The organism is Arthrobacter nitrophenolicus, from assembly GCF_000332815.1.
In the GTDB taxonomy this organism is placed as follows: domain Bacteria; phylum Actinomycetota; class Actinomycetes; order Actinomycetales; family Micrococcaceae; genus Arthrobacter; species Arthrobacter nitrophenolicus.
Genome location: NZ_AOFD01000001.1, coordinates 48,918 through 67,182, shown reverse-complemented (window position 1 = coordinate 67,182; position 18,265 = coordinate 48,918). Strand labels below are relative to the sequence as shown.

Annotated in this window: 11 protein-coding genes and 2 pseudogenes; 5 read left to right on the top strand and 8 right to left on the bottom strand. The window is 67.8% G+C overall.

Annotated elements, in window-relative coordinates:
* Positions 1 to 31 precede the first annotated feature (31 nt).
* The 4 genes and pseudogenes from G205_RS00300 to G205_RS00285 all read right to left on the bottom strand — a co-directional run bounded on the left by G205_RS00300 (position 32) and on the right by G205_RS00285 (position 4,372).
* Positions 32 to 997: a 4-(cytidine 5'-diphospho)-2-C-methyl-D-erythritol kinase gene (locus G205_RS00300; RefSeq protein ID WP_009356257.1), complete on the bottom strand. Its 966-nt coding sequence runs from the start codon at positions 995 to 997 to the stop codon at positions 32 to 34.
* Complete coding sequence (gene rsmA, locus G205_RS00295; RefSeq protein ID WP_009356256.1) at positions 994 to 1,866, bottom strand: 16S rRNA (adenine(1518)-N(6)/adenine(1519)-N(6))-dimethyltransferase RsmA; 873 nt, start codon at positions 1,864 to 1,866, stop codon at positions 994 to 996. Before rsmA ends, G205_RS00300 begins: the two co-directional genes overlap by 4 nt.
* 153 nt (positions 1,867 to 2,019) lie before the next feature.
* A pseudogene (locus tag G205_RS00290) lies at positions 2,020 to 3,185 on the bottom strand (transglycosylase family protein).
* A gap of 281 nt (positions 3,186 to 3,466) precedes the next feature.
* The gene (locus G205_RS00285) at positions 3,467 to 4,372 is read right to left on the bottom strand and encodes a TatD family hydrolase (protein ID WP_009356255.1); all 906 of its coding nucleotides are present in this window, start codon (positions 4,370 to 4,372) and stop codon (positions 3,467 to 3,469) included.
* 163 nt (positions 4,373 to 4,535) lie between these two features.
* On the opposite strand from G205_RS00285, the gene G205_RS00280 reads away from it, so the two are divergent.
* From G205_RS00280 to G205_RS00270, 3 genes are read left to right on the top strand one after another with little or no spacing between them, the layout of a single operon-like run.
* Complete coding sequence (locus tag G205_RS00280) at positions 4,536 to 5,657, top strand: AAA family ATPase (RefSeq protein ID WP_009356254.1); 1,122 nt, start codon at positions 4,536 to 4,538, stop codon at positions 5,655 to 5,657.
* A gap of 8 nt (positions 5,658 to 5,665) precedes the next feature.
* Positions 5,666 to 7,132: a DUF58 domain-containing protein gene (locus G205_RS00275; RefSeq protein WP_009356253.1), complete on the top strand. Its 1,467-nt coding sequence runs from the start codon at positions 5,666 to 5,668 to the stop codon at positions 7,130 to 7,132.
* Positions 7,129 to 9,600 carry a transglutaminase TgpA family protein gene (locus G205_RS00270; RefSeq protein WP_009356252.1) on the top strand — a complete coding sequence of 824 codons (2,472 nt, stop codon included), beginning with the start codon at positions 7,129 to 7,131 and terminating at the stop codon, positions 9,598 to 9,600. The genes G205_RS00275 and G205_RS00270 overlap by 4 nt, the downstream gene beginning before the upstream one ends.
* Before the next feature lie 60 nt (positions 9,601 to 9,660).
* Here the strand turns inward: G205_RS00270 and G205_RS00265 are convergent, their stop codons facing one another.
* Positions 9,661 to 11,160, bottom strand: a complete 1,500-nt coding sequence (locus tag G205_RS00265) for an NAD-dependent succinate-semialdehyde dehydrogenase (RefSeq protein WP_009356251.1) — start codon at positions 11,158 to 11,160, stop codon at positions 9,661 to 9,663.
* Between the two features lie 185 nt (positions 11,161 to 11,345).
* Positions 11,346 to 12,221 (bottom strand): 16S rRNA (cytidine(1402)-2'-O)-methyltransferase, encoded by an 876-nt coding sequence (rsmI, locus tag G205_RS00260; protein WP_009356250.1) that lies wholly within the window; start codon positions 12,219 to 12,221, stop codon positions 11,346 to 11,348.
* Positions 12,222 to 12,274: 53 nt separating this feature from the next.
* Between rsmI and G205_RS00255 the strand changes: the two genes are divergently transcribed.
* Both G205_RS00255 and G205_RS00250 read left to right on the top strand, forming a co-directional pair.
* Positions 12,275 to 14,026, top strand: coding sequence for a dolichyl-phosphate-mannose--protein mannosyltransferase (locus G205_RS00255; RefSeq protein ID WP_009356249.1), 1,752 nt, complete (start codon positions 12,275 to 12,277; stop codon positions 14,024 to 14,026).
* Between the two features lie 66 nt (positions 14,027 to 14,092).
* Positions 14,093 to 15,921 (top strand): annotated as a pseudogene (locus tag G205_RS00250) (AMP-dependent synthetase/ligase).
* Here G205_RS00250 and G205_RS00245 read toward each other — a convergent pair.
* Together G205_RS00245 and G205_RS00240 are read right to left on the bottom strand one after the other, a co-directional pair.
* Positions 15,912 to 17,096 (bottom strand): TIGR01906 family membrane protein, encoded by a 1,185-nt coding sequence (locus G205_RS00245; protein ID WP_009356248.1) that lies wholly within the window; start codon positions 17,094 to 17,096, stop codon positions 15,912 to 15,914. The pseudogene G205_RS00250 and the gene G205_RS00245 sit on opposite strands and share 10 nt — an antisense overlap.
* Positions 17,097 to 17,223: 127 nt before the next feature.
* Positions 17,224 to 18,216: a stage II sporulation protein M gene (locus G205_RS00240; RefSeq protein WP_200859116.1), complete on the bottom strand. Its 993-nt coding sequence runs from the start codon at positions 18,214 to 18,216 to the stop codon at positions 17,224 to 17,226.
* Positions 18,217 to 18,265: the final 49 nt, after the last annotated feature.

Here is an 18,265-nt window from a genome sequence, read left to right as displayed (position 1 = left end):
CTTTCTGCTGCTCGGGTGGGAGTAAAAGGGGTCAGATCAGAGTGTCGGAGACGATGCGCGCCCCCGGAACCGGACCGTGCACGGCCAGGGCCGACAAGCCGTAGCGCTGCAAAGCCTCAGCCAGGGCCTCCGCGGCCACCGAATCATCCGCGAGCAGGGCCACGGTTGGACCGGAGCCGGACACAATGCCGGCAATGGCCCCGTGGGATTCGCCGATGCCCAGCGTATCGCGCAGGGACGGGGCAAGTTCAATGGACGCCCGCTGGAGGTCGTTGACCAGGACCCGGCTCAGCGCTTCAGCGTCACCACCGCGCAGGGCAGTCAGGATCTGGGGGTCGACGCCGGTGGGCTCGGCTGCTTCCACCCCTTCAGCTTCACGCAGCCGGTCCAGGGTCCGGTACACCTCAGGTGTGGACAGGCCGTAGTCGGCGGTGACCAGGACCCAGTGGGTTTGCGCCTTGGCCAGTGCCGGGGACAGCTTGTCGCCCAGGCCCAGGCCGACGGCGGTGCCGCCCAGAAGGGAGAACGGGACATCGGCACCGAGCTCCGCGGCCAAGTGGGCCAGTTCTTCACGGGAGAGGCCGCTGTTCCAGAGTGCGTCGCAGGCCAGGAGTGTCGCCGCGGCGTCGGCGGATCCGCCGCCCATGCCGCCGGCCACCGGGACGCGCTTGGTGATTTCCAGGTGCACTCCGGTGGCATGTTCGGAAACGTCCGCCATGATGGCGGCGGCTTTGTACGCCAGGTTGTTGCCGTCGAGGGGAATGTCGACGGCGTCCAGGTCCAGTGTGCTGTCCGGGCTGATGCTGACCGTGATCCCGGGCGTCTCGGTGCTGGTGGCGGCCACTTCCTCATACAGGGAGACCGCGAGGTAAACGCTGGCCACCGAGTGGTAGCCGTCGGGGCGGAGGGGCCCGACGTCCAAGGACACGTTGACTTTGCCGGGTGCCTTGACCCTGACGGTCCTGGCAGTGAACCGGCCCGGCCGCGCCGCCGTCACGCCCCGGTTTCCTTGGCCTCGGCGATCCGGGCAAACGCGGCGATGTCAATGACTTCACCGCGGGCAGTGGGGTCCACGCCGGCTGCCAGCAGGCAGCGTTCAGCTTCCGGCGCTCCCCCGGCCCAGCCGGCAAGCGCGGCACGCAGGGTTTTGCGGCGCTGCGCGAACGCGGCGTCCACCACCGCGAACACCTGTTCACGGGTTGCCGTGGTGGCCGGCGGCTCGCGGCGGGTGAAGGCAACCAGGCCGGAGTGGATCTTTGGCGCGGGCCAGAAGACATTCATGCCGATGACGCCGGCCTTGCGCATGTGGCTGTACCAGGCGGCCTTCACCGATGGGACGCCATAGGTCTTCGAACCGGGGCCGGCCGCGAGGCGGTCCGCCACTTCGTCCTGCACCATGACCAGCCCGTGCTGCAGGCTGGGGAATTGCTCCAGCAGGTGCAGCACCACGGGCACCGCCACGTTGTATGGCAGGTTGGCCACAAGTGCTGTGGGCTGGACCGGAAGTCCGGTGACCTTCATGGCATCGGCGTGCACCAGGTGGAAGGCAGCTGCGGCGGCGGGACGCCATTCCTTCACGGTTTCGGGCAGTTTCGCCGCAAGGACGGGATCAATTTCGACGGCGACCACAGCGGCAGCGGCGTCCAGCAGTCCAAGGGTCAGGGACCCGAGGCCGGGGCCCACCTCCAGTACTGTCTCGCCAGGCTCCACGTCAGCGGCAGCGACGATCCGGCGGATGGTGTTGCCGTCGATGACGAAGTTCTGGCCGAGGGTCTTGGTGGGCCTGACCCCTATTTCCTCCGCCAGCCGGCGTATATCGGAGGCACCAAACAGCGGTGCGGGCGCGGCGGGGATGGGTTCAGTCACCTAGGTATCCTATCCCGCGCGGAGATTCCGTCCGGGACAGCCGCATATGCCGGACCTGTCCGGAAAAGAACTCCGGGCCGCCGGTTAACGGCTGCGGCCGGGCCCGGAAAGTCCGGACCCGGCCGCAGGCGCCAAGGGCGGGGCAGCTGGCGGTCAGCTGGTGGCTGCCCAGCCGCAGCCCCAGGGCTGCAGGCCGCGCTGTGCGTAGACGCGGTTGGCGATGTCGATCTGCTGGGCTTTGGTGGCGAGGCTGGCGTTGGGGGCATAGGCCCCGCCGCCGGCGCCAATCCAGGTCTGGATATCGAACTGCAGGCCGCCGTAGTAGCCGTTGCCAGTGTTGATGCTCCAGTTTCCACCGGACTCACACTGGGCAATCTTGTCCCACATGGCCTCGTTCATCATCGCCGGCGCGGCAGCACCGGTGTTGCTGCCGGTGGTTGCCGGGGCAGCCTGGGTGACGGGCTTGGGTTTGGTGCCTACCGTGATCTTTTCCGCCACCGGCTGCACGGTGACCGTCTCGGACACAAGGGTCCGGGAGGCCTCGCGGCCATCCACCAGGACCAGCTTGTAGGTCTTCTCCACCTTGCCGGCGGAACCGGCCTGGGTGACTTCCTTTTCACCCTTCAGCAGTTCGGCGCTTTCGGTGGTCACCGTTTCAAAATCAACGTCCTCGGTGGCCACAGCGGTCTGGGCGTTATCAACACGGGAAACCTTGATCACCATGTTGTTGACCACGTGTGCGTTGGCGGGCTGGGAGGTGCGGTCGTTGGCGCCAAGGGCCAGGCCTGCATCTTCCAGGACATTGCCCACGGTAGCGGCCGTAGTGGTGGTGGTGTCCACCTTGCCGTCGGCGACGATGCTGACGGTCTTGGGCGTGGAGATGGACACGAATGAACCCTCGACGGCGAGCTGGGCGTCCTTGGGAGCGGATACCGATGAGGCACTGGCAACACCGAGTTCGGTCACCAGGTCCTCCACGTCCTGGGCGGTGGTGTTGACGGTCTTTTCCGCCCCGTCCAGGCTCACGGTGACTTCCTTGGCCTGGTTCACGTTGATGACGGTGCCGTCCTGGACGGTGGCGTCAACTGCGGGGGAAACCCTGTCCGTCGCCTTGAGTTCCAGGTTGGCGCTTTTAACCACCTGGCCGACCGTTCCGCCGAAAGTCTGCACGGACGTGACTTTGCCGTCCACGTTCACCGTGACGGTTTTGTTATTGCCCACGAAGCTACGAGCCCCACCACCAGTGCACAGAGCACCAGCATCTGGGCACCGACCTTGAAAAAGCTGATCTTGCCGTCCGTTGTGAAGAACTTGACCACGTTTGCCCGTAACTTTAGGTCCTTCCGGGCACGGGGATCGCGCAATAAAATGCCCGGCACTACCGTGTATAACAGCAGTCCGGGCACCGTTGCGCCGCCACACTCCGCGCAACGGCCAGGGCGGACCAAGGCCCGCCCGCGCGTGTTGCAAGATGAAGTGAATTACCCGATGGCCTTCCCCGACCCCGGCTAACAGTTTCCCACTGTAACCGTAGCGTTATAAACCGGCCAACAAATCTGCATACCAGGTATTCCCCTGAACACCCAGGATTGCGCTGCTATCACGACCAGGATCCGTATGCCCGCACGGTATTTTCGCTGATTCGGGTACAAAGCGCGCCCAGGTCGGATTCTGTCAATTCGGCCATCGCCCGGACGGTATAGGGCACCATGTAACTCGCGTTCGGGCGCCCCCGGTGGGGATGGGGGGTCAGGAACGGCGCGTCGGTCTCCACCAGGACCAGGGCGGGATCCGCAACGGTGAGCGCCGCGCGCAGGTTCGCGGCATTCTTGAAGGTCAGCGTGCCCGCGAAGGACATCCACCAGCCCTCCCGGTTGCAGATTTCCGCAAGCTCTTCGTCCCCCGAAAAGCAGTGGAACACCACCCTCTCCGGTGCGCCCTCCTCGCGCAGGACCTGCACCACCTCGCTGTGCGCATCCCGGTCATGGATTTGCAGCGTCAGGTCCAGGCGCTTTGCGATGTCGATGTGGCGCCGGAAGGAGTACTTCTGGTGGGCCAGGCCTTCGCCCCTGGTCCGGTAAAAGTCGAGCCCGGTTTCGCCGATGGCGCGGATCCGCGGGTGGGAGGCCAGCTTCTCGATCTCGTCAAGGGCCTCCTCCAGTTCGCCCCTGGCCGCATAACGGGGTGCGTCGTTGGGGTGCAGGGCAACGGCGCCGAGAAGCCGTTCGTCCTGTTCCACCGCCTGGACAGTGAAACGGGAGGACTCCAGGTCGCATCCCACCTGGACGGCTCCCTGGACTCCCACCGCGGCAGCAGCGTCAAGGGCCGCCCGGATTCCAACCGGCGCTTTCCCCTCCGGGAAATCAAGATGGGTGTGGTTGTCCATGACCGGCACCGGCAGCGGTTCCGGTGCCGGCGGGAAATCCCTGGTCCGGCCGCCTGCGTCATCCGGGGCTTCCCCGGCGGCGGTGGTGCGGTAAGCGTCGGGAATCAGCGAAGTGCACATCCATCCAGCCTAACCGCGGGAGGGTGCCCCATTTTTGTCGGAACTCTCTGTCTGCCGGTGCAGTTGTGTTAGTAGTCTGGTACGAACAGATGCGAACGCCCACCGAGGGGCGAAGGCAGGCTTGCTGTCACGTCCAGGTGAAACCCGGGCTGAAAGGTTGCCGATGGAACCCCACCGACGTATTGCCACCGAGGGAAGCACTGCCGCCGGTAATTTCAAGGGCGTCGCAGAGCCTGTCAGCCGGCTGAACGGTCACCGGCAGGCGGCCGCGATGGACGGTGAGTCGTTCCACGCCGCCAGCCAGCGCATCCTCACAACAGTCAATACCGTGATCGACGGGAAATCCGATGCCGCCAAGCTTGCTCTGACCGTCCTGCTGGCTCAGGGCCACCTGCTGCTTGAGGACGTGCCCGGAGTGGGAAAGACGCTCCTGGCGAAGACCCTGGCGCGGACCATCGACTGCACCGTCAACCGCATCCAGTTCACGCCTGACCTGCTGCCGTCCGACGTTACGGGTGTGTCCATCTACAACCAGGCCTCCCGGCTGTTTGAGTTCCGGCCCGGGGCAGTCTTTGCCAACATCGTCATCGGCGACGAAATCAACCGCGCCTCGGCCAAAACCCAGTCAGCACTGCTGGAGTGCATGGAGGAACACCAGGTGACGGTGGACGGTACCTCCTACCGCCTGGGCGAGCCTTTCATGGTGGTCGCCACCCAGAACCCCATTGAAATGGAAGGGACGTACCCGCTGCCCGAAGCCCAACGGGACCGCTTCATGGCGCGGATTTCCATGGGCTACCCGGACAAGGACGCTGAGATCGAGATGCTCGAGACGCACCAGGCGGCATCACCGCTGGCCATGGTGTCGGCGGTGGTCAGCACGGCAGAAGTGGCGGCCATGATTTCCACGGTCCAGCAGGTGTACGTGTCCCAGGCCGTCAAGGAGTACACGGTTTCGGTGGGCAGGGCCACCCGGGAAAGCCCGCTCCTGAGGCTGGGCGCGAGTCCACGCTCCATGCTGCAGCTGCTGCGCGCTGCCAAGGCCACTGCCGCCCTTGACGGCCGCGATTTCGTGCTTCCGGACGACGTGGTCCACGTCGGGGAGGCGGTCCTGGCGCACCGGATCATCCTGGACCGGAAGGCCGCAGGCTCGGGCGAGACGCCCCACAGCGTCCTGCGGGGCATCCTGTCGAAGCTGCCGGTTCCGCACGCGCCCTCGGATTCCAACGCTGCTCCGGCCGGCAGGAGTACTGCATCCGTGGCCGGCCTGGGCAGGAACCGCTAGGCGGAACCATGGCGCTGCTGGACAGGCTTCCGCGGCATCTCTTCACCCCGCGAGGCTGGGGGATGCTGGGCGCCGGCGCCGCCGCCCTGGCCGCCGCATACATCATGGGCCGGCGCGACCTGCTCACGCTCAGCGTCCTGCTGCTGGTCCTTCCCCTGGTTTCGCTGGCCGGCATCCGCCTGGTCAAGCCGCGTTTCCGAGTCTCCCGGGAGTTCAACCCCTCCCCCGTGGAAACGTCGGCCCCCACCACTGTGCGGCTGGCCGTTTCCCGGACCGGAAACGGCAGCGGCCGGGCCACCATGGAGGAGCGCCTGCCGCCACGGTTCGGTGAATCCCCCGCATTCCGGTTCCCGTCCCGGTCAGCCACAGGCGGAACCAGCCGCTATGAGTACCACCTGCGCTCTGCCCGGCGGGGCCAGTTCCGCATTGGGCCGGTCACGGCTGAGTTCACCGACCCGTTCGGGCTTTCCCTGCACCGCCAGGCCATCGACGACGGCGACATCCTGACGGTGACGCCTGCCGCCGTCGTACTGCCCCTGACCGGACTCGCCGGGGCACGCGGCAACGACGGCGTCACAGCGACCAGGATCCGGGCCAACCCGAGCGACGACGACGTCATGACCCGCGAATACCGCCACGGCGATCCCATGCGCCGGGTCCACTGGGCGGCCACCGCCCGGCACGGCGCCCTCATGGTGAGGCAGGAGGAATCCGTCACCACGCCCGAGGCGACCATCATCCTGGACCACCGCTTTCCGGCGTTTTCCTCCGGTTCCACGGCCGTGTCTGCCGGGCTGTCCGCACAGGACGGGCCTTCCATGGCCACCAGCGGCACGTTCGAGTGGGCAGTGGTGGCGGCGATGTCCATCAGCGCGCATCTCTCAGAACGCAACTACGGCCTGCGCCTGCTCGATGTCCGCGGGGAACCGGCGTTCCTCCATTCCCCGTCTGCGCCCGACCCGGAAGCGGAGGAATACAGCGGCACCTCCGGTCTCCAGTCGATCGCCGAAAGCCTTGCCGCGATCCAGCTCACCGCGCCACACCACCACCAGCACCGCGACGGCCGGCTCCCGGACGCGGCGCCCCGCGGGTTCTCCCTCCCCGGGCTCTCCGGCCACCGTAACCGCGCCAGCCAGGATTCCGGGCCTCCATCCTTCGACGACCGGCTGATGGACAAGCTGTCAGCCCACCGCATGCGGGGGCCCCTGATTGCCGTGCTGGGGAGGATCTCGCCCGAGGAGGCGCTGTCCCTCGCCCCTGCCGCCGGTTACGGCACGAACGCCTTCGCCATCGTGGTGGCGGACAGGCCTGCGGACTTCGATCCTGTCCTCGAGGCGCTGCGCCAGGGCGGGTGGCGTGCGGTGGCCGTACCGCCGTCGGTCCCGGTGGCCTCGGCGTGGGGACAGTTCGACCAGGACGTGGAGCTCCCGGCACCGGCCGTGGAAGTCAGGCGCGGGGCGGGGGTGGTCCGGTGACCATCGCCCCGGCCCGGTCTCCGGAGACCGGGCAGCATCAGCAGGCTGCGGGAGCCTCCCCCGCCCGGTCCCGCGTTGGTGCCTTTCCCTGGGCGATGGCGCTGGCGGTATCGGTAGCGGTCTGCGGTGCTGCCCTCTCCCTGAACGGTGTGCTGAGGGGCTGGGGCTGGTACTGGCCCGTGCTCACCACGGTGCTGGCGGTAAGCTTCACCCTGGCATCGCTGCGCGCCATCCGGGCCCAGCCGCTGCTGGTGACTGCCGGCGGTTTCCTGTCGCTGGCCGCAATCCTGACCCTCACGTTCTTCCGCGGTTCGAGCGTCCTGGGGTTCATCCCCACCCCTGCCACTTTCACCGAGCTGGGCCGGTTCATCCGGCGCGCCAGCGAAACCGTCCTCTCCGAAACCGCGCCGGTGGCGCCGAACGCCGGAATCGTCATGGTGATGTGCGCCGTCCTCGGCCTGGCCGTCATCCTCGTGGACGCACTAGCCGTACCCCTGGGCATGCCCGCCGCTACCGGGGTGGGTTTGTTCGCCATCCTGGTGGTTCCGGCCGTGATCAAGCCGCAAAGCGTCGGATTCTGGGGCTTCACCGGCGCCGTTGCCGGCTACCTGATGATCCTTGCGTTCAGCCAATGGTTCGCCCCCGACCCGCGCACCCAGGCCGATTCCGCGCGGACCCCCGGGCAGGTCCGGCGGGCAGCGTTGACGGGTGCCGCTGCCCTGGTTGCCGCCCAACTGGTTGCACTGGCCATCCCCGGATTCGACCAGGGGACATTCCCGCAGGGCTCCCGGCTCAATCCGTGGGGCACCTCCACCGGACTGAACCCCATGATCACCCTGGGAAACAGCCTGCGGGCCCCTGACGGCAGCGGCCGGATCACCTACGCCACCAATGCGGCCAGCCCGCTCTACCTGCGGTCGGTCACGGTGGACAACTTCGACGGCGAATCCTGGGGCCCGGACGACCGCAACGCCTCCCGGCTTCCGCTCGTGGGGCAGATCGACCCCGGCTACGCCGCCCCGGCAAGCGACCAGGTGCAGCAGGTGACTGCCATCGATACCGGCTCCTTCAACAGCCCCTACCTTCCGGCACCGTACGCTCCCGAATCAGTGCGGGGGCTGGACGGCCGTTGGACCTGGGATCCGGCCACCCTCAGCATCAAGGGTTCGGACACCACCTCCCGGCGGCAGGAATACGTGGTCACGTCGTCGGTGCCGAACCTTTCCGCCGACCTCCTGGCGCAGTCCTCCGCGCCGCTGCGGAACATTCCCGAGGACTTCACCAGGATCCCCGGCAACGTGCCGGAGATCGTGCGGACCACTGCCGGGACCGTAGCAGGCCCCGGCAACACCCCGTACCAGAAGGCGATGGCCATCCAGCGGTACCTTCGCTCGGCAGAGTTCACTTATTCCCTGCAGTCACCGGTCCAGAACGGCTATGACGGCAACGGCCTGTCCGTCCTGGCTGACTTCCTGGAGCAGAAGAGCGGCTACTGCATCCACTACGCATCGGCCATGGCCGTCATGGCAAGGCTGGAAGGTATCCCCAGCCGGATCGCGGTGGGCTACGCTCCGGGAAGGCTGACCCGAGCCACTGTCACGGTGGCCGGCCAGGGAGCGCTTCCCGAGTTCGAGGTGGATGCGCGCGACGCACATGCCTGGCCGGAACTGTACTTCCAGGGCGTGGGCTGGGTGCCTTTCGAGCCCACCCCCTCCCGCGGCGTGGTTCCCGGCTACGCGAGCGAGTCCTCGTCCCCATCCGCCCCGGGTGCAGTCGACAATGGGGATGACCTGGTTCCTGACGCCACTCCGGCGCCAGCCCCCGCGCCCAGCGCTGCCCCTGTTCCGGTTCCGGGCACGGGCGGCGGCACGGACGCCGGCCTGCAGCTCCTGCCGTTCCTGATCGGCGCCGGCGCAGTCCTGGGTGCGGCCCTGCTGGCCGCGTCACCGCACCTGGTCCGGGCCGCTGCCCGGACCTGTCGGCTCCGGCCCAGGAACCCGGGTGAGGCTGTCCCGCTGGCGTGGAGCGAAGTGGTGGACCTGGGTACCGACTTCGGGGTGGCCCCGGTCCCAAGCGAGACCCCGCGGGCCTATGCCGGCCGGCTTCGCAGCCGCTTTGGGGAACCCGGCGGCATGGATGCGGCTGCCCATCGGGCCGTGGGGGTTCTCACCTCGGATTTCGAGCGGTACAGGTACGGCCGGCCCCAGCCGGCGGGGCCGAACACGGGCGGCCCTGGGCGGGAGCGGCAGGATGCGGGCGGCGCCGACCCGGCGGAACACATTGGAGCCCTGGAGTTCGCCTTGCGCTGCAACGCCACCCGGTGGCAGCGGTTCCGCGCCGCCTGGCTTCCGCCGTCAGTCATGGGCCGGCTGGGACGGATGGTCGCGGCACCTTTCCGGGCGGCGGGACGGCTTCTCGCCGCAACGGCAAAGGCCGCCTCCCGCGCCCTGCCCGTGCGTTCACGGTAAGGGCGGGCGGCGGCCTGCGGCCCGGGCTCGCCTGCCCGGGCCGAAGCACTCCCCTGATTGTTATCCCGCGTAGGGGTCGGCGATGCCGATGTACTGGGTGTACAGGTATTCCTCGATGCCCTCCAGGCCGCCTTCGCGTCCCAGGCCGGACTGCTTGACGCCGCCGAAGGGTGCTGCCGCGTTCGAGATGACGCCGGCGTTCAGGCCCAGCATGCCGGTCTCAAGGCGTTCGCCCATCCGGATGCCGCGGTTCAGGTCCTTGGTGAAGACGTAGGCCACCAGACCGTACTCGGTGTTGTTGGCCAGGCGGACGGCGTCATCTTCCGAGGAGAAGGTGATGATCGGGGCCACGGGTCCGAAGATTTCCTCGGACAGGATGCGGGTTCCCTCGGTGACGCCAGCCAGGATGGTGGGCTGGTAGAAGTAGCCCGGCCCGTCCACCGGAGCGCCACCCAGGACGGCCTTCGCACCGGAGGCCACAGCGTCTGACACCAGCTCGTGGACCTTGTCACGGCTCTTGGCGTCGATCAGCGGGCCCACCTTGGACTCGGGTTCGGTGCCGCGTGCGGTGGTCATTTCCTTCATCTTCGCGGCAAACTTCTCCGCGAATTCGGTGGCCACGGACTCGTGCACGATGAACCGGTTGGCCGCGGTGCAGGCCTCGCCCATGTTCCGCAGCTTCGCCAGCATGGCCCCGGCGACGGCGGCGTCCAGGTCTGCGTCCTCGAAGACGACGAACGGGGCGTTGCCGCCGAGCTCCATCGAGGTCCGCAGGACGGTTTCCGAGGCGTCGGACAGCAGGCGGCGGCCCACCTCCGTGGACCCGGTAAAGGAGAGCTTGCGCAGCCGGGCATCCTTGATCAGCGGCCCGGTCGTGGCGCCTGCAGTGGACGTGGGGATGACGTTCAGGACGCCGGCGGGCAGGCCGGCCTCCTGCATTACCGCGGCGAACAACTGCGAGGTCAGCGGTGTGAGGTTCGCGGACTTCAGCACCATGGTGCAGCCTGCGGCCACGGCGGGGGCGATCTTGCGGGTGGCCATGGCCAGCGGGAAGTTCCACGGCGTGATCAGCAGGCAGGGGCCCACCGGCTTCTTGGTGACCAGCAAGCGGGACTTGCCGTCCGGGGAAACGGAGTAGCGGCCGAAGGCGCGGACGGCTTCCTCGGAGAACCAGCGCAGGAACTCGGCGCCGTACGTCACTTCGCCGCGGGCTTCGGCCAGGGGCTTGCCCATCTCCATGGTCATCAGGAGCGCGAAGTCCTCGGCCCGCTCGGTCACCAGCTCAAAAGCACGGCGCAGGATCTCGCCGCGTTCCCGCGGGGGCACCTTCGCCCAGGATTCCTGCGCGGCCACGGCAGCGTCCAGTGCTGCGGCACCGTCCTCCGCGCCGGCGTCGGCGATGCTCAGCAGGACTTTGCCGGTGGCGGGATCCTCGACGTCGAACGTCTTGCCGGAAGCGGCATCGCGCCACTCGCCATTGATCAGCAATCCGGTGGGAACAGAGGCCAGAAGCTGGCTTTCGCGGTCCGCGCTTACGGCCGGCTGTGCGGTGACAGTCACGATGACTCCCTCGTCAGTAGGGTTGGTGGCAGCCCTCCGCTGCGGCCGGAACGGCCGGACCCATCAGGCTGATTAAGTGCCAGACTACTGCCGGGATTCGCCCGGGGTCTACGCCGCTGCGCACTGCCCGGCCCGCGTTCTGCTGTGCACCTGCACAGCAGAACCTGCAGGCTTCCAGGCGCCTGTCAGCGGGCCGCCAGCACGGCGGAATAGAGCTCCCGTTTGCTTACCCGGACGTCCTCGGCAACAGCGGCCACGGCTTCCTTGAGCCGGATGCCCTGGGCCACCAGGTCGTTCACCGCCGCGACGTGGTCCTCGGGGGTGCCCGCTGCCTGTTCCGGCGCACCGGCCACCACGACGGCGATCTCGCCCCTGACGTCGGAGTTTTCCGCCCACTGCAGGAGCTCGCCGAGCGGGCCGCGGAGGACTTCCTCGTAGGTTTTGGTCAGTTCGCGGCAGACAGCCACCCGCCGGTCCGCCCCGAAACGTTCCTTGAGCGCCCGGAGCATGGCCTCAAGCCGGTGCGGCGCCTCGAAAAAGACCATGGTGCGGCGTTCGCCGGCAAGCTCGGCCAGCCGGGCTGCCCGTTCGCCCGCTTTCCGGGGAAGGAAACCTTCGAAACAGAAACGGTCAGTCGGCAGGCCGGAGAGGGCCAGCGCCGTCAGGACGGCGGAAGGCCCGGGAACCGCCGTTACCGTCAGTCCGGCGGCCACTGCGCCTTCCACCAGCCGGAAGCCGGGATCGGACACGGACGGCATGCCGGCGTCAGTCACCATCACCAGCGTGCTGCCGGTCCTGACCTGGTCCAGCAGTTCCGAGGTCTTGGCCGCCTCATTGTGCTCGTGGTAGCTGATGATCCGCCCCGCCACCGTGATGCCGAGGCTTTGCACCAGCCGGTGCAGGCGGCGGGTGTCTTCAGCGGCAACGATGTCCGCTGTCGCCAGCAGTTCCACCAGCCGGGCGGAGGCGTCGCCCGTGTTTCCGATCGGAGTGGCGGCCAGGATGATGCGTCCTGCCGCTGCCGGGCCGGATTCTGGCGGGGTGCTGGGGTGAGGGTCCACGCCTCCAGCCTACTGCCGGGGGGACTGCCAGCCGCAAAAGGTAGCATGGGCTCGTGACGCAGACCTCGACGCAGCCGCAGGAAGCTGCACGGCTCAGCGCCGGACATCCCGCTCCCCCCGCCCCCGGCCAGGACTCCCCGGAGGCACCAACCAGCGGAGGGGAAACCCCGATGGAAGGCGGCCCGGCGGGCCGGCCATGGATCAGCCGCCCGGCAGAGGCCTTCACACGCGAAGCGCTGTACGCACGGCTCCTCGGGGAAGTGCGCTCCTGGCGGGACTACCCGCCGTCGCTGCGGCTGTGGATGCTGCTGGTTCCGGTGCTGACGGCGGTGGCCGGCGGGATCCTCCGCTTCGTCCGGCTGGACGCCCCGCACAAGCTGGTCTTTGACGAAACGTACTACGTCAAGGACGCGTACTCGTTCCTCATCAGCGGCTATGAGCGCAACTGGCCGGACAAGGCGAACGATTCCTTCAACGCCGGCGATCCGTCGGTGCTGCTCCCCTCCCCCGAATACGTGGTCCATCCGCCGGTGGGCAAGTGGATGATCGCCGCCGGGATGGCCCTGTTCGGCGCGGACAATTCCTTTGGCTGGCGGTTCGCTGCAGCGTTCACCGGCACCCTTTCCATCTTGCTCCTGGCCCTGATAGCCCTGAAACTGTTCCGGTCCCTCCCGCTGGCCGGCGCCGCCGGCCTGCTCCTTGCCGTGGACGGGCACCACCTGGTGATGTCCAGGACTTCCCTGCTGGACATCTTCCTGATGTTCTGGATCCTCGCTGCCTTCGGTGCCCTGCTGCTGGACCGGGACGATGGGCGGCGCCGGCTCGCCGCACGCCTGGCGCAGGCGGCGGCCCGGAACGGCGGACAGCCGCCGCCCCAAATGCTGTTGACCGGTCCCTGGCTCGGGATCCGCTGGTGGCGGCTGGCGGCCGGAATCTGCCTGGGACTCGCTGTGGGCACCAAATGGTCCGGGCTGTTCTTCCTGGCCGGATTTGGCCTCCTCACAGTCATCTGGGACCTCAGTGCCCGGCGCGTGGCAGGAATCCGCGGCTGGATCAGCGGCGGGGCCATCAAGGACGGGATTCCGGCGTTCCTCAGCACCGTCCCCGTGGCATTCCTGGTGTACGGGGCTACCTGGACCGGCTGGTTCCGCTCGGAGGATGCCTACTTTCGCCGCTGGGCGGAGAGCAATCCGTCCGCTGAATGGGGCTGGCTGCCGGACTCCATCAGGTCCCTCGCCCACTACCACCGCGAGGCCTACACGTTCCACCAGGGCCTCGGCTCCGAGCACCCGTATGAGGCAAGTGCCTGGAGCTGGCTGGTACTCGGCAGGCCGACGTCGTTCTTCTATGAATCCCCGGAGCAGGGCACGCCGGGATGTGCCGTAGCGAAATGCACCTCAGCCATCCTGTCCGTGGGCAACCCCCTGATCTGGTGGGCCGCCGTCATATCCCTCGTGGTCCTGCTGTTCTGGTGGGCTGGCCGGCGTGACTGGCGGGCCGGTGCAATCCTCGCCGGCGTCGGCGCCGGGTACCTTCCGTGGTTCCTCTACCCGGAGCGGACCATGTTCTACTTCTACGCCGTCTCCTTCGAGCCGTTCCTGGTCCTGGCCCTCGCATATTGCCTGGGCCTGGTCCTGGGGCGGGCCGGGGACCCGCCATGGCGGCGCCGCGCGGGCCTGTACCTGGTGGCCCTGTTCGTGGCGGCGGCCGTCCTGCTCTCGTCCTTCTTCTACCCCATCTGGGCAGCCGAGGTCATCCCCTACGACGCCTGGCGGGTGCGGATGTGGATGCCTTCCTGGATCTAGGGCAGGATTGCAATCAGACCCGATCGAAGCCGCTGCCGCGGCCTGGCAGCGGAACGGAGACCTGCTGTGAGAGAAGCAAGCACGGAACTGCTGGTGGAGCTCGATGCCGGCAGCAACGTCACGGACCTGCTGCTGGAGCAGCACGCCGCCAATCCCGCCCACGCCCTCTACCGGCGCAAGGGCCCCAATGGCTGGGTGGATGTTCCGGCGGCAAAGTTCCTGCAGGATGTCAGCGCCCTGGCCAAGGGGCTGATTGCCGGCGGGCTTGAGCCCGGCGACACCGTGGCCGTTATGTCCGCCACATCCTACGAATGGACGCTGGTGGACTTCGCAATCTGGTTCGCGGGCGGCGTGACCGTCCCCATCTATGAGACCTCATCCACCCGGCAGGTGGAGTGGATCATTCGGGATGCGGGCGTCCGGCGTGTCTTCGCCCAGGACCGGGCGATGGCGGAACTCGTTACCGGGGTTGTTGCCGGCTCACCCCCGCTCCGGGACCGGCTGGTGAACGTGGTACGGATGGACAGCGACGGCGAGGCCCCCAACCTCGCCAGCCTCGCCGCTGCCGGCGCCGGGGTCAGTGACGCCGAGCTTGAGCGGCACCGCAGCCGTGCGGGGTTGGACGACGTCGCGTCCCTCGTATACACCTCGGGCACCACGGGCAATCCCAAGGGCTGCGAGATCACCCATGGAAACTTCGCCCTGGTGGCCAAGAACATCGTCGCGTTCCTTCCGGAACTGCTGGTCCAGGACCAGGCGCGCACGCTCATGTTCCTGCCGCTTGCCCATGTTTTGGCGCGGGCGGTCCAGGTGGTATGCCTGACGGCGGGCGCAACGCTGGGACATACCCCTGGCGCGGCCCAGCTCCTGGAGGATCTGGGGACCTTCAAGCCCACGTTCCTGCTGGTGGTCCCGCGGATCTTCGAAAAGGTCCGGGCAACGGCCGCCCACAAGGCAGTGGTGACCGGCAAGGGCAGGCTGTTCCAGGCCGCCTCGGCCGCTGCCATTGCCTACTCCCGGGACCTGGACAAGCAAAGCCGCGGCGAGGGTACCGGCCCGGGACTGATGTGCAGGATACGGCACGGATTGTTCGACCGTCTCCTGTATCCCCGGCTCCGGCAGGCCTTCGGTGGGCAGGTGGGGTACACCGTGTCCGGTGCGAGCCCCCTGGCCCACGATGACGCCCACTTCTTCCGCGGCGCGGGCATCCCGGTGCTGGAGGGCTACGGCCTGACCGAGACCACCGCGCCGTGCACGGCCAACACCCCGTCGCGGACACGGGTGGGGTCGGTGGGGATCCCGATCCCCGGCACCACCATCCGGGTGGCCGAAGACGGCGAAATCCTGGTCAAGGGCATCGGCGTCTTCAAGGGCTACCACGGGAATGCGGCCGCCAACGCCGAGGCCTTCGTGGACGGCTTTTCCGCACCGGGGACCTTGGGGTGCTGGACGCCGACGGGTTCCTCACGGTGACAGGGCGGAAAAAGGACCTGCTGGTTACCGCGGGCGGAAAGAATGTGGCTCCGGGACCGCTCGAGGAAGTGATCCGGGCACACCCGCTGGTGGGCCATGCCGTGGTTGTCGGAGACGGCAGGCCGTTCGTCTCGGCCCTGGTGACCCTCGATCCGGAAGGACTCGAGAACTGGCGTTCCGAGCGCGGCCTTCCGCCCCTGACGGTCCGGGAAGCAACATCCGATCCCGGCGTGCTGGAAGCGGTGCAGGATGCCGTGGACCACGCCAACCAGCTGGTATCCAAGGCCGAATCCATCCGTTCCTTTACACTGCTGGACGCGGAGTTCACGGTCGAGTCAGGGCATTTGACCCCTTCGCTGAAACTGAAGCGGTCCGCCGTCGTGCAGGACTTCCAGGCGGAGATTGCCAGGCTCTACGCCTGATCGGCCGCCGTCTCCTTGGGCGGCAGGCCGCGGCGGCGGCGCGTCGGCCAGGTGAGGATGAGCGTCACCAGCGCCGTCAGCAGCACCAGGCCGGCGATGACGATGCCGGCATCGATCCAGAACTGGCCGGGGAACAGCCGGATCAGGGTGTCGTCCAGGCTGAAGGTCCAGGAGCCATCCGCGAAGAAGATCCGGTGGAACTCGGTGAAGAATTGCTGCCAGCCCAGGAACGCCAGTGTGCCAAGGCCCAGGATGAGGACCAGGGTGACGATGGAGCCGGCGAACAGGCCACGGCGGACTCCCCCCGTGCTGCGCTTCCGGAGGTAGAGGACAGCGATGAGGCCCAGGAGGAGCAGGAGAACCCCTGCACCGAAAGTGGACAGGATGACCAGCTTGACGTCCGCCATGTGGCTGACTTCGCCGTCCTTGAACAGCTTGTCCCCGCTGCGGTGCACCAGGTCGCCAAGGTACCGGGGGCCTGACCAGTTGCTCAAATAGTCGACGGCGTAGGAGCCATACGTCATCCGGTCATCCGTGCTGAAACCGTACCCGTCGCCCGGGAAGCCGGGGCGGTTGTATTCCACCCACAGGAACAGCGGGCTGGTCACCGCTCGCACGGCGAGGACCAGGAGCACCACCGGGAAGATGATGGCCAGCAGGACCTGCATGACCCGCGGGGCCACCGGTTTGGCGTTGGCCGCGCTCTCCCGCTCCGCGTTGCGCCGTTCCACCTCTTCCTGCGGCGGACGCACCTGCAGGGCCGAGGTTTCGAGGGTTTCCCGGAAGACCGGCGTGCTTTCGCGGCCGGGTGCTTCGGAGTCGTCCGAAGCTTCAGCCCCGGAAGAACGTGCGGTGTCAGGAGAAGGTTCAGTCCCGGAAGGTGCGGTCCTGTCGGAAGGCAGGGCAGCTGCCTCGGCCGCTTTCCGGCCGGCCCTGCTGTCCGGCTGGGAATTTCCGGACTCCGGCTCTCCTCCGGAATTCCCCGGAACGGCAGTTGAACCGGCAGCGGCGGACGGGTCTTCGGTGGAGCCGGGTTCGCCTGCGGTCCGGGCAGGGTCCGTACCGGCCGGGGTCAGCCACGAAAAGGCGGGCTCGTCGGAGTCGCCGGACGTATCCAGGAACGGTTCCGGCTGCGGCGCGGCGCTCTTGGCGCGGGCCGGTGTTTCGTCTTTCACAGCAGCGTCACTTCCGTAGGGTTGACACGCCGCGCCAGGGTCTGCTGGCGCACGTTTTATCTGTTCACGAGCCTACAGTCCGGGGCTAACGCGGAGCGAGGAACCACCCCGGCCGGATTACAACGATTCAGGCAGCGATTTCCGTATACCCGGCATCTTCGCGGCGCAGGTCGCCACGTTCCCCGGCCAGGTAGGCGCGCCGCCCCCACACCAGGACGTACACCCAGTAGGCAGCCAGGACGGCCGCCCCAATGCCGATCTTGGCCCACACCGGAAGCGGGCTGGGCGTGACATACGCTTCGACGAGGCCGGAGGCAAAGAGGACCAGGACCAGGCCCAGTGCCACCGTGATCAGCGACCTGCCTTCCTCGGCCACCGCGCGGCCCCTGGTCCGGGGACCGGGCGAGACCATGGCCCAGAAGATCCGCAGGCCGGCAGCGCACGCGATAAAGACGGCGGTGAGTTCCATCAGGCCGTGCGGCAGGATGTAGCTGAAGAAGACGTCGGACTTTCCGGCAGCGGCGAAGACTCCTGCCGCAATCCCCACGCCCTGCGCGTTGCCGTACAGGATCATGGGTACCCAGATGCCGGTGATGCCCAGCGCCACCGCCTGGGCGCTGATCCAGGCGTTGTTCGTCCACACCGCGCCGGCGAAGGACGCTGCCGGGTTCTCGGAGTAGTAGTCGATGAAGTCCTCCTCCACGTACTGCCTGGCGGCGGCCTCGGAAGCCACCGCCCGCAGGGCTTCGGGGGATGTTCCAATCCAGAGCGCATAGGCGGCGCCGATGGCAACGAACGCCAGCCCGCAGGCAAGGGTGAGCCAGGTGAGCCGGTAGAAAGCGGCCGGGAGCGCCACCACGAAGAACCGTGCCAGGTCGGCCATCGGATTGGACCGCGCGCCGGTGAACCTGGTCCTGGCCAGCGCAAGCGTGGCAGAAAGCGAGGCGGACAGGCCGCTTTCGGGGGCAATTGAACGGATCAGGGACAGGTTGGAGGACGCGGACTGGTAGAGGGCCAACAGCTCATCGGCTTCCCGCCCGCTGAGCCTGCCCTTGGCGGCGAGTTCGTGCAGCCGTGCCCACTTGTCCCCGTTCACCGCGGAGAAGGCGTCCATATCCACGCGACCAGCCTAGCGGCACGGCACTAGACTTTGACCGTCCGCACCGTCA

Excerpts from the sequence above, each read along its gene's own strand:
- G205_RS00285 (WP_009356255.1), bottom strand. The coding sequence starts at position 4,372 with ATGTGCACTTCGCTGATTCCCGACGCTTACCGCACCACCGCCGCCGGG.
- G205_RS00275 (WP_009356253.1), top strand. The coding sequence starts at position 5,666 with ATGGCGCTGCTGGACAGGCTTCCGCGGCATCTCTTCACCCCGCGAGGC.
- G205_RS00280 (WP_009356254.1), top strand. The coding sequence starts at position 4,536 with ATGGAACCCCACCGACGTATTGCCACCGAGGGAAGCACTGCCGCCGGT.